The sequence below is a fragment of the Pseudomonas acericola (SeqCode) genome (genome assembly GCF_053456465.1).
In genome coordinates this window covers 688,016-699,891 of record NZ_JBRFJB010000002.1, presented here as the reverse complement: position 1 = coordinate 699,891, position 11,876 = coordinate 688,016, and the positions used below count along the sequence as shown (strand labels likewise).

Genomic DNA, 11,876 nt, shown 5'->3' with positions numbered 1-11,876 from the left:
AAGCTGACTTGTGTGGGAGCTGGCTTGCCTGCGATAGCGGTCTGTCAGTTACAAGGGTGTCGTCTGATCCGCCGCTTTCGCGAGCAAGCCCGCTCCCACACTGTCCACTTCTAACATTGGTTTTTGCGCCGTATCAGATATTGGCACGCAAGACGCTGGCCGGCAGCGGCTCGCCCCGCTCAACACTCGCCGCTACAACCGCAATCAAGCCAGCCAGTTCAAAGCCCTGCGCTTCAAGCCATACCTGATCATAGTAAGTAGTGGCATACCGCTCGCCCCCATCACACAAGATCGCCACGATCGACCCCGACTCCCCCGCCGCTTTCATCTGCTGCGCAGCCATCAATGCGCCAATCAAGTTAGTCCCACTGGACCCACCGACCCGCCGCCCCAGCCGCTCAGCCAGGTAGTGCATGGCGGCCAACGACAACGCGTCCGGCACTTTGACCATGGCATCGATCACCTTGGGCAGAAACGACGCTTCCACCCGTGGCCGGCCAATGCCTTCGATGCGTGAGCCGCAGTCCAGGCGCAAGCTGGCGTCACCACTCAAGTAGTAATCAAAAAATACCGAACGCTCGGCATCGGCGCACAACACGCGGGTGCAATGCTGGCGATAACGCACATAGCGCCCCAGCGTCGCGGTGGTGCCGCCGGTGCCGGGGCTGGAAATCAGCCAGCTCGGCTCCGGATAATGCTCAAAGCGCATCTGTTGGAAGATCGACTCAGCGATGTTGTTGTTCGCTCGCCAGTCGGTGGCCCGCTCTGCGTAGGTGAATTGGTCCATAAAGTGACCGCCACTTTCCTGCGCCAAACGCTCGGATTCGGCGTAGATCTGCGTCGGATCGTTCACCAAGTGACTCTTGCCACCGTAAAAGGCGATCTGCGCGATCTTTTCCTGGGAAGTGGTCGCCGGCATCACCGCGATAAACGGCAAGCCGAGCAGGCGGGCAAAGTAGGCTTCGGAAATCGCCGTCGAACCACTGGAGGCTTCGATCACCGGCGCACCCGGCTTCAGCCAGCCATTGCACAGCGCATACAGGAACAACGAGCGGGCCAGCCGGTGTTTCAGGCTGCCGGTGGGATGGCTGGACTCATCCTTGAAGTACAACTCGATACCCGGCAAACCCGGTAACGGCAGCGGGATCAGGTGCGTGTCAGCGCTGCGCTGGAAGTCCGCTTCGATGATGCGAATGGCTTCGCGAGCCCAGGGACGATGGTCGCTCATGAGGAGTTTCTCTAAGGATTTCACCCTCAATCTTAGGAGGTTTCCTACACTCCACACAGATACAGTACCGACTCAATTTGACACACAATTGCTAGGCTTTGGCGCGCCGTCACACCGGACCATCGCTTATAACAAATAAGAATATAACTTTTGTTTTAACAACTAACGGTACGGGTTAGGGTAACCCCCTATTGAACCTTGATTGGAGAGCATCCCTTGCCTCTGCGTAGCACTTTCACCCGTTTCTTCCAGCTGGAAGCCGCCAGCGGCCTGTTGTTGATCGCCGCTGCCGCGCTGGCGCTGATCATTAATAATTCGCCGTTGTCGCACCTCTACAGCGCTTTTCTCGACGTGCCGGTGGTGGCACAGATCGGCGCCCTGCAAATCGCCAAGCCCGCGCTGCTGTGGATCAACGACGGCCTGATGGCCCTGTTCTTCCTGCTGATCGGCCTGGAGGTCAAGCGCGAGCTGATCGATGGGCACCTGTCCAAGCCTTCGCAAGTGGTACTGCCCGGTGCGGCGGCGATTGGCGGCATGGTCGTCCCCGCGCTGATCTACTGGGCGATCAACAAGGACTACCCCGCCGCACTGTCCGGCTGGGCGATCCCCATGGCCACCGACATTGCCTTCGCCCTCGGCGTGCTGGCCCTGCTGGGCAAACGCGTGCCGGTGTCGCTGAAGCTGTTCCTGATGACCCTGGCGATCATTGACGACCTGGGCGCAATCATCGTGATTGCCGTGTTCTATTCCGCCGACCTCTCGGGTGCCGCACTGGCGGGCGCGGGCGCCTGCTTGATCGCCTTGATTGCGATGAATCGCCTGGGCGTGATCAAGCTCGGACCGTACCTGATCATCGGGCTGATCCTGTGGGTCTGCGTGCTGAAAAGCGGCGTGCATGCCACCTTGGCCGGCGTGACGTTGGCGTTCTGCATCCCGATGCGCACCAAGAACGCCGAACCTTCGCCACTGATGACCCTGGAACACGCGCTGCACCCGTGGGTCGCCTACGGCATCCTGCCACTATTTGCGTTCGCCAACGCCGGCGTATCCCTGACCGGCGTCAGCCTGGAAAGCTTCACCCACCACGTGCCGATGGGCATTGCCGCCGGCCTGCTGATCGGCAAGACCGTCGGCGTGTTCGGCCTCACGTGGCTGGCCATCAAGGCCGGCTTGGCCGCACTGCCCGAAGGCGCCAACTGGGGCCAGGTGTTTGGCGTGGCAATCCTGTGCGGGATCGGCTTTACAATGAGCCTGTTTGTCGGCTCCCTTGCGTTTGTGCCGGGCGCCAGTGAGTTTGCCGGTGAGGATCGGATGGGGATTCTGACCGGGTCGATTCTGGCGGCGTGTATCGGGTATGCGGTGACGGCGATGGCGAGTCGCAAGAAAGCGTCTCACTAAAGTCAATGTGGCGAGGGAGCTTGCTCCCGCCGGGCAGCGAAGCGGCCCCAAAAGCCTTGGGAGCGCTTCGCACTCCAGCGGGAGCAAGCTCCCTCGCCACAGGCAAACTTAGACATACTCGGCCCTCCGTGAGTTGGGCCTTACCTCCAGCGTACTTACCGGAACATGTGGGCCTTCGGATACAGGTCATTGTTTCCTGTGAACAGGCAACTCCAGCCGCAAACTGGGCTTGCAACAAAAAACCCCAACCGGTCACCCGGTTGGGGTTTTTTCGTTTCTGCGGCTAACGCTTAGCGAGTAACCCGGCTAGTCCCATCAACCGTCATGATGCGCACACGGTCACCAATGCGGAAGATTTCATTCTCCTGCACGGCCTGTACGTAGGCACGCATGCTGCCGTCGTCTTCACGTACGGTGATTTCCACGCCTTGGGTGCGGGTCAGGCCTTCTTCGGTGGCCGAGCCCAGCAGGCCACCGGCCACTGCGCCGATCACTGCGGTAACGATGCTGCCACGACCGCCGCCGATGGCGCTGCCGCCAACGCCGCCGATGACGGCGCCAGCAGCGCCGCCGATTGGGGTCTTGGTGCCTTCGATTTTCACCGGCCGCAGGGATTCGATGGTGCCCATGCGAACGCTCTGAACACGACGCGCTTCGTCACGGGAGTACGAGTCGCCGGTCAGACTCGAAGCACAGCCACCCAGCAGAAGTGACAGAGTGGTGAAGCAGGCAACTAGTAAAACGGACTTACGCATAGCATCAACTCCAAAGGACAGGTGGTCATTAGACGCTGCGGTTTGGCGCCTGTCACGGCAAGCACCGCAGAAAATTGCTTTCATTCAGCCTGAGTACAGACTGCCAGCACCAGAAAACTCGACCAACGGTAGCCCAGCTCTTGTGCCAAGTGATGTCACGACTGTTTCATCATTGTAGTCGCACAGCCGCACGCGACCGAAGTCTCTGCCATAGAGACGTCGGCGCAGCGGGAAACATTCAGGCGGGATGACGAAAGGCGGTGCTCAGGGTGCCAGGCGCTCACGGGTCCAGTCGGCCCCTTGCAGGCGATAGTTCAAGCGATCATGCAGGCGGCTGGCGCGGCCTTGCCAGAACTCGATGCGCTCAGGCAGTAGGCGATAACCACCCCAGTGCTCGGGGCAGTCGGGCTGGGTATCGCTGAAACGCTGCTCGGTGGCCTTGAGCAAATCATGCAGTTCTTCACGGTCACGAATGACCTTGCTCTGCGGCGAAGCCCAAGCCCCCAGGCGGCTGCCCAACGGACGGACCTGGTAATAAGCATCCGACTCCTCAGACGACACCTTGACCACCCGCCCCTCGATCCGCACCTGGCGTTCCAGGGTCGGCCAGAAGAACGTCATGGCCGCAAACGGTCGTGCGGCAAGCTGTTCGCCCTTGGCGCTCTGATAGTTGGTGAAGAAGGTAAAGCCCTGTGCATCCAGGCCCTTGAGCAGCAGGATGCGACAGTGCGGGCGCCCCTCCTGGTCAACCGTGGCCAGGGTCATGGCATTGGCTTCCACCGGTGGCTGCTCGGTTTTCACCGCGTCGGCAAACCACTGGTGGAACAACGCAAACGGCTCGCCCGGGGCCTGGGCCTCGCTCAAACCGTCCCGTATGTAGTCACGGCGCATATCGGCCAGTGCCTGGGTCATGCGGCTTTATCCTTCTACTTCAACAGGTCAGTTTTTTGCCTGGTCGTTAGCCGGTGCAGCAGCCTTGGCCTTGGCCGGAGCCGCTTTCTTCGCAGCCGGCTTGGCCGGGGCTTTTTTGGCAGCTGGCTTGGCAGCGGCTTTTTTGGCGGCAGGCGCTTTTTTCGCCGGGGCTTTTACAACAGGTGCTGGCGCAGGAACGTCCTGCACGGCCACCATTTCAGCCACGGGTGGGGTCTTGCCCGAGTTGTACTTGCTCAGCAAGGCCAACATAGTTGTACGCTGAGTGAACATAATTTCCATGCGACGGTTCAGCGCACGGCCCTGGGTGCTGTCGTTGGCGGCACGTGGCATAAGGTCGCCCATGCCGCGCAGCATCAGGCGGTCCTGCTTCAAGCCGCTGAGGCTGAAGATCGAGGCGATCGACTGCGCACGCTCCTTGCTCAACGCCTGGCTGGCTGGCGCGGTGCCGGTGGCATCGACGTGGCCCAGGACCAGCACGGCGGTCTTCGGGTCGGCTTCAACGGCCTTGGCCACGCGAGTGAACGGGCCTAGGGTGACTGGCAGCAGCATCGCCGGGCGTTTCGGGTTGTAGGAGCCGTCTACCGGGGCGATCACCACGAGTACGTTGTCACGGCGTTCCAATTGCAGGTTGCTGTCCTTGATGGCAGCGCGCAGGCGCGGCTCATAGTCGTCCAGCCAGGCCTGGGTGATTTTTGGGTCTGGCATCGGGATGTTGGTCACATCGACCTTGGCCAGTGGCTTTGGCTTGCTTTCGAACGGCCACCACCAGTGAGTTTCGCTATCGGTCTTGGCCACAGCTGGCGCGGCAGCCGGGGCTGGAGTGGCAGCCTTGAGGTCGGCTTTCAGGTCGGCAGCCTTGGCGTCGGCGGCGGCCTTGGCATCTGGCTTGGCGTCGACCTTGGTGACTGCGTCCTTGGCAACCGTCTTATCAGATCCGAATGACCACCAATGTCCGCCATCGGCATCATTTTGTGGGGTTTGTGCGCAGCCAGTAATAGTGAGGCAAAGCGCCAGTGCCAAGGACTTGTTCGATAACATGAGATATCCACAAAATGAGAAAAATGCCAGGGGTCTGGATGACCCGTTAAACAGACGCCAGGACAAGAATAAAGTTACAACTTTTCCGTCAGCCTCTTCTTATAGTTGCCTTTGTAACAAAAAAACGTGAAACAGCAAGGGGTTTACAGACAACCGGCCAATATTCTGACCAACTTCTGTGCACGCGGGTCCATAAGTACATAAGGCCCCAATGTATTAGTCACGAAACCAAACGCTACATCATGCTCAGGGTCGGCAAAGCCCACCGAACCGCCCGCCCCCGGATGCCCAAAAGCACGCGGGCCAAGCCCGAAGGTGGCATTGGGCAGGTGTGGCTGATCCAACATGCAACCCAAGCCAAAACGGGTTTGTGTCAGTAATGTTTTATCCGGCCCGATACTGTGTTCGCGGGTCAACTCTTCCAGCATGTCGCTTTCCAGCAAACTACCGTCCAGCAAACCACTATAAAAACCCGCCAGGCTGCGCGCATTACCGTGGCCATTTGCGGCAGGTTGCTGCATGCGTCGCCATTCGGGTTTATTAGTGCTGGTCAGAATAGACGGTGGATTGGCAAATGCCCGTGTCGTCATCGCATTCGGCTCGCGCATCATTACTTGCAATAAACGTTGCGCGGCTTCATCGCCCATGTTGCCTTTGCTGCGCGCTATATGGGCAACACGATAAAACTCGGCATCCGCCAGGCCGACATGGAAGTCCAACCCCAATGGCCGTGCCACCCGCGCCACGATGGACTCCCCCGGGCCGCGTCCGTCGGCACGGCGCAGCAGTTCACCGACCAGCCAGCCGTAGGTGATCGCCTCGTAGCCATGGCCCTGGCCCGGCGTCCACCACGGGGCCTCGGCCGCTAGGGTGTCGACCATCAATTGCCAGTCGTACAGGGCCTCGGTGGGCAGCATCTGGCGAATCGCCGGCAAGCCCGCCTGATGGCAGAGCAACTGACGCAGGGTGATGGCTTCTTTGCCCGCCGCCGCGAACTCCGGCCAGTAATCGGCCACGGGGGCGTCCAGCTTCAGCTTGCCCTCGGCCACCAGTTGCAGGGCGGTGACAGCGGTGAAGGTCTTGGTGCAGGAGAACAGGTTGACGATGGTATCGCTGTGCCAGGCCTCGGCACCGTCCTTGTCGGCGGTGCCGGCCCACAGGTCAACCACGGTTTCACCGCCGACCTGGATACACAGCCCGGCGCCACGCTCCTGGGGGTCATCGAACAAGGCGGCGAAGGCTTCACGTACCGCTTCGAACTGGAGCTCGTAATGACCCTGAATCTGCACCTAAGCCCCCTCGGAAAACGCCGTAAAAAGTGGCCGACATTGTTCCAGTCATTGTAGGTTTTGTGAACCCGTCAACGCTGAATCAGTGACCATTTCCCGCGTGCCCGCCCGCATGCCCAGCGCCTTTGCCGGCGCTTGCCCCATTACCACTTTGATGTTCACGGACCGCGCTGGCCGCCTTGGCTTTTTCCGCCTCCTTGCCCAGTTGATCGACGGCCGCCAGGTTGCTCTTGCGCACAGTCTCGACAAAGCCCTGGAACGGCACATCGGTGATGCCGACCAAGCCAAAATGGCCGTTCTCAGCGTCCAACAGGCGACCGGTCACCGGCTGGTCCAGGTACTGGAACCAATGCACGCCGACAATCGACGGCTCGGCCATGGCCTGCTTGAGGAAGTTGGCGTACGCCGTGCCCCGCTCCTCTTCCCTGGCCACTGGCGTCACGCCGCCCCAGAACGGGCCACGGTCCGTGGAGCCAAAGTTGAATTCGGTGATAAGCACCGGTTTGTCCAACGCACGCAAGGCCGCGAAGTCATAACCGTCCTGGGGTTTGAGCGTGTACATGTTGAAACTCAGCACATCGCAATACTGCGCACAGGCGGCCACTGCTTCAGGGGTGCTCACGGCGTATCGGCCGCCCAGCAGCAACTGGTTGGGCGCGTGCCATTTCAGCGAATCGGAGATGGTCTTGAAGTAGGCGTCGGCAAAGGTCTTCTGGAAATACTTGAAGTCGGCCTCGATTTCCGGGTGCTCGGCATTCGGCATCGGCGGCTCAAAGCCCGGGTCTTCCATCAGCTCCCAGCCCGCCAGGTGGATGCCCCAGGCTTTCGACAGGCCTTCCTCGTTGCGGTACTTGTCGCGCAATTGCTTGAGGAACGCGCGCTTGGCCGGCACGTCGGTGGTCATGCGCAAGGTGCCGTAGGCCAGGGCGTATCGGGACTTCGCATCGTCGCCGGGGCCCGCCCAGGCCAGTTCGTTGTCGGCAAAGAAGCCGATCAACCACGGGTCATCCCGATGATCACGGGCGGCGATGGCCACGGCGCGTTCGGTGGCCATGGCGAAGCGCGGGTCAAACGGATCGGGCATGCCGCCCCACCAGTCGGTGCCGGTGCTGATGCTGGCGTAATCGCCGACAATCGACAGCGGCAAGGTGTAGGGCACGCGGTCGGCGCGGGCCAGGTCTTCGTCGCTCCAGTTACCCAAGGTGTTGAAACCCCAGGCCTGCAGGCGGTCGAGGGTATGGCTGGCCCAACGTTTCTGGTCAAAGCCTTCGCCACCGTAAGTGCGTTGCAGGTTGGCGCCGTAGAAATCGTACCAACGCCCGGCGCCAAAGCTGCGCCCTTCACCGGCGCCATTGCCGGTGCGGTTATCTCCGCTGCCGTAGTACTTGTCGAGCGGTTCACCGGCCTTGGGCAGCGCCGCGAACATCCATTCACGGCCGGAGACGTAGGTCTGGCTGTTATCCGGGGCCACAGTGTTGACGCCCAGGGAGTAAAACGGATGGCCTTCTGGCGTCACCAAGTACCAGCGGCCGTCACGTTTCTCGGTGCGAAAAAACCCGCTGGCGTCGAACGCCGGACCCTTATTCCAGCCACCAAACTTGTCCAGGGCGGATTTGTCCCGCGTGGCCAGCCAACCTTGCAGCTGCTGCTGTTCCTTGGTCGCCGCGGCCTTGAGCTGTTCATCGCTGCTGACCTTTTCCGGCCAACGCGCACGGGTGGATTGGCCATAGGCGTCCACCAGCTCGCTGTAGGCGGCCTTGATCACCGGCTCGCTGTCCTGCACACCAAAGCGCTCCAGCAGGATGCTTTGCGCGGCGTTGGGCTTTTGCATCGACAACGTCACCGACACCACCTGACTGCGGTCTATCTCGCCAAAGCTGCCGGCCAGCAACACGCGCTGGCCGTCCACGGTGATCGGCATCGGCGGGCCGGCCTTCATGCCCTGGCTCAGCGGCGAGTTGGCTTGCAGCGGCACCAGCAAGGTCTGGGCCGGGCCGGCCGGCAGGTCGATGCGGCTGCGCAAGGTCTTGCCGTCGGCGCTCTGCACCGTGACGTAGAGGGTCAGCGCCCAATCCATGGCACTTTGGATGCGCAGGCTCATGGCGCTGGACTGCGACCAGTCCCAGCTGCCGGTCTGCGGGCTGAGCACCAGGCTCGGCTCGGCAGCCGGGTTGAAGGTGATGCGGCGCAGCACCTCGCCTTCCGGGGTTTGTTCGGCGTTGTATTGCGGCAGGCTGGCGTCCTGGGTCGCCACCTTGACCACATCGGCCGGCCGGACGAAGTTGAACAGTGTCTGTTGCCCGGCAGGCGCGGCCAGCAAGGGCGCGGCGAACAGTAGGGCAAATAGAGCGGGCAGCGTGCGAATCATACGAACAAGGTTCTCCCAGACGGCCGGTGAATGGCCTGATGAAATACAGTGAGATAGACCACGAAGTGGGCGAAACCGCCCACTGTGGCTTAAGAAATTTCGCGCCGGAACGGCGGCAGAGCATTAAGGATAGCTTTGCCATAGCGCTGGGTGACCAGGCGGCGGTCGAGCAAGGTGATGGTGCCCCGGTCTTCTTCGGTGCGCAGCAAGCGGCCGCAGGCCTGGACCAGCTTCAACGAAGCGTCCGGCACCGAGATTTCCATGAACGGGTTGCCGCCGCGCGCTTCGATCCACTCGGCCAGTGCCGCCTCGACCGGATCGTCCGGCACCGAGAACGGGATCTTCGCGATCACCACGTGTTCGCAGTAGGCGCCGGGCAAGTCCACGCCTTCGGCAAAACTCGCCAGGCCGAACAGCACGCTGGAATCACCACCATCGACCCGCGCCTTATGCTTGTTCAGGGTTTCCTGCTTGGACAGGTTGCCCTGGATAAACACCTGCTTGCGCCAGTCGCGGTCGAGGCCGTCGAACACGTCCTGCATCTGTTTACGTGACGAGAACAGCACCAGGGTGCCGCGCGAGCCTTCGACCAGTTCCGGCAGGTCGCGGATGATCGCGGCGGTGTGCGCGGCCGCGTCCCGTGGGTCGGCCTTGAGGTCCGGCACCCGCAGCACGCCGGCGTCGGCATGATGGAACGGGCTTGGCACCACGGCAGTGACGGCCTTTTTCGGCAGGCCGGCGCGCATGCGGAAGCGGTCGAAGGTGCCCAGGGCGGTCAACGTGGCGGAGGTCACCAGGCAGCCGTAGGCCACGTTCCACAGGTTGCGTCGCAGCATTTCGGCGGCCAGGATCGGGCTGGCGTTGACCTCGATATCAAACAGCGCACCGCTTTCCGACAAGGTCAGCCAGCGCGCCATCGGCGGGTTGTCTTCCGGGTCTTCGACGGTGAAGGCGGTCCACAACTCCCAGTTGCCCTGGGCGCGGGACAGCAGGCTGCCGAACAGCGGGTACCATTCTTCGGCCTGGTTGCTGGCGATGCCGATGTTGACCTCGCCGTCCATGCCTTCCTTGAGCAGGTCGGTGAGACGGGTAAACAGGTCGGTCAGGCGGGAAAAGCCCTTCTTCAACTCGATACCCATTTCGCGCATGTGCTCGGGGATCATGCCGCCAACAAAGCGGTGACGCGGCCGCTCACGGCCTTCCACGTCTTCGCCGGGCTTGAAGTCAGCGACCTGTTCGCAGGCGCTGAACATGAACTGCTGCTGGGTCTTGATCTCCCGCGCCAGCTCCGGCACTTGCTCGATCAGCTTGCCGAGGTCGCCGGGCAGCGGGTGCTGGGCCAGCAACTTGGTGAGGTTCTTCGCGGTGGTTTCCAGCCAGTCGGCGGTGGAACGCAGGCGCGTGTAGTGGGCGAAGTGGCCGATGGCCTTGTCCGGCAGGTGGTGGCCTTCGTCGAACACATACAGCGTGTCACGCGGGTCCGGCAGCACGGCGCCGCCACCCAGGGCGAGGTCGGCCAGCACCATGTCGTGGTTGGTGACGATCACATCGACCTTGCCCATGCCTTCGCGGGCCTTGTAGAAGGCGCACTGGCCGAAGTTGGGGCAATGACGGTTGGTGCACTGGCTGTGATCGGTGGTCAAACGCGCCCAGTCGGAGTCTTCCAGGGCATTGGGCCAGCTGTCGCGGTCGCCGTCCCATTTATTGCCGGCCAGTTTCTCGATCATGCTGGTGAACAGCTTCTGGCTGACTTCATCCACCTCGATCTTGAAGCCTTCTTCTTCGAACAGCGAAGCCGTGGCGGTTTGCGCGTGGCCTTCCTGCAACAAGACGTCGAGCTTGGACAGGCACAGATAGCGGCCACGGCCCTTGGCCAGGGCGAAGGTGAAATTCAGGCCGCTGTTGCGCATCAGGTCGGGCAGGTCTTTGTAGACGATCTGCTCTTGCAGGGCGACGGTCGCGGTAGCGATCACCAGGCGTTTGCCGGCAGCCTTGGCGGTGGGAATCGCCGCCAGGCTGTAGGCCACGGTCTTACCCGTACCGGTGCCGGCTTCGACGGCCACGACCGCAGGGTCGCCACTGCGCCGACCTTCGTCGTCGGTGTCGATATCGCCGAGGACCTTCGCCACTTCGGCGATCATCAGGCGTTGGCCGTAGCGCGGTTTCAAGCTCTTGGCTTCGAGAAAACGCGAATAGGCGCCCTGGATCGTGGTTTTGAGTTCAGTGCTGATCATGGATAGTCGGGCGCAAAAAACGCTGGATAAATTTTCAGTGGTTCGGATCGGCCGCTATCATACCCCGCTAATTAATCCCGCGCAGAACGGAGTACCTCAATGACCGCGTTTAGCCTCGCTTACACCCTGCATGTATTGGCCGCCCTGATCTGGGTCGGCGGTATGTTTTTCGCCTGGATGATCCTGCGCCCCGCCGCTGTGGCGGCACTCGACGGCCCTGCCCGGCTGACGTTGTGGGCGAATGTGTTTCAACGTTTTTTCGTTTGGGTGTGGGTCGCGGTGGCGATTTTGCCGATCAGCGGTGTCGGCCTGCTGCAACTACGTTTCAGCGGGTTTGAGACCGCGCCGCGTTATGTGCAGGTGATGATGGGGTTGTATCTGGTGATGACGGCGTTGTTTATCCGTATCCAGGCGTTGAAGTTCCCGGAGTTGCGCGCGGCAGTGGCGGCGCAGGATTGGCCGACTGGTGCGGCGGTGCTGGGGCAGATTCGGCGGTTGGTGGGGATTAATTTGATTGTGGGGTTGGTGGTGGTGGCGGTGGCTTCGGCGAGGCCGATGTTCTGAGGCGACTGTTAAACCGCTATCGCGGGCAAGCCCGCTCCCACAGTTGACCGAGTTCCAGCATGGGAATGC

Annotated in this window: 9 protein-coding genes; 2 read left to right on the top strand and 7 right to left on the bottom strand. The window is 61.6% G+C overall.

Features of this window, described 5'->3' with window-relative positions; genetic code table 11:
* Nucleotides 1-133: 133 nt before the first annotated feature.
* Nucleotides 134-1,228 carry a PLP-dependent cysteine synthase family protein gene (locus tag ACU688_RS09300; protein WP_448184470.1) on the bottom strand — a complete coding sequence of 365 codons (1,095 nt, stop codon included), beginning with the start codon at nucleotides 1,226-1,228 and terminating at the stop codon, nucleotides 134-136.
* Nucleotides 1,229-1,444: 216 nt separating this feature from the next.
* On the opposite strand from ACU688_RS09300, the gene nhaA reads away from it, so the two are divergent.
* On the top strand, nucleotides 1,445-2,626 hold the full coding sequence (gene nhaA / locus ACU688_RS09295) for a Na+/H+ antiporter NhaA (protein ID WP_448184469.1): 1,182 nt from the start codon (nucleotides 1,445-1,447) through the stop codon (nucleotides 2,624-2,626).
* A 290-nt stretch (nucleotides 2,627-2,916) separates the two neighbouring features.
* On the opposite strand, the gene ACU688_RS09290 is transcribed toward nhaA, so the two are convergent.
* The 6 genes from ACU688_RS09290 to dinG form a co-directional block, all read right to left on the bottom strand.
* Nucleotides 2,917-3,381, bottom strand: coding sequence for an outer membrane lipoprotein (locus ACU688_RS09290; protein WP_026136695.1), 465 nt, complete (start codon nucleotides 3,379-3,381; stop codon nucleotides 2,917-2,919).
* A 264-nt stretch (nucleotides 3,382-3,645) separates the two neighbouring features.
* The gene (gene pdxH, locus ACU688_RS09285) at nucleotides 3,646-4,293 is read right to left on the bottom strand and encodes a pyridoxamine 5'-phosphate oxidase (RefSeq protein ID WP_448184468.1); all 648 of its coding nucleotides are present in this window, start codon (nucleotides 4,291-4,293) and stop codon (nucleotides 3,646-3,648) included.
* 27 nt (nucleotides 4,294-4,320) lie between these two features.
* Nucleotides 4,321-5,352 (bottom strand): OmpA family protein, encoded by a 1,032-nt coding sequence (locus ACU688_RS09280; protein ID WP_448184467.1) that lies wholly within the window; start codon nucleotides 5,350-5,352, stop codon nucleotides 4,321-4,323.
* A 143-nt stretch (nucleotides 5,353-5,495) separates the two neighbouring features.
* Entirely contained in the window at nucleotides 5,496-6,641 is a 1,146-nt protein-coding gene (locus tag ACU688_RS09275) for a serine hydrolase domain-containing protein (protein ID WP_448184466.1), read from the bottom strand.
* 82 nt (nucleotides 6,642-6,723) lie between these two features.
* On the bottom strand, nucleotides 6,724-9,009 hold the full coding sequence (locus ACU688_RS09270) for a beta-galactosidase (RefSeq protein ID WP_448184465.1): 2,286 nt from the start codon (nucleotides 9,007-9,009) through the stop codon (nucleotides 6,724-6,726).
* A gap of 89 nt (nucleotides 9,010-9,098) precedes the next feature.
* On the bottom strand, nucleotides 9,099-11,243 hold the full coding sequence (gene dinG / locus ACU688_RS09265) for an ATP-dependent DNA helicase DinG (protein WP_124525991.1): 2,145 nt from the start codon (nucleotides 11,241-11,243) through the stop codon (nucleotides 9,099-9,101).
* Between the two features lie 99 nt (nucleotides 11,244-11,342).
* Here dinG and ACU688_RS09260 point away from each other — a divergent pair, with 99 nt between their 5' ends.
* Complete coding sequence (locus tag ACU688_RS09260; RefSeq protein ID WP_448184464.1) at nucleotides 11,343-11,807, top strand: CopD family protein; 465 nt, start codon at nucleotides 11,343-11,345, stop codon at nucleotides 11,805-11,807.
* Nucleotides 11,808-11,876: the final 69 nt, after the last annotated feature.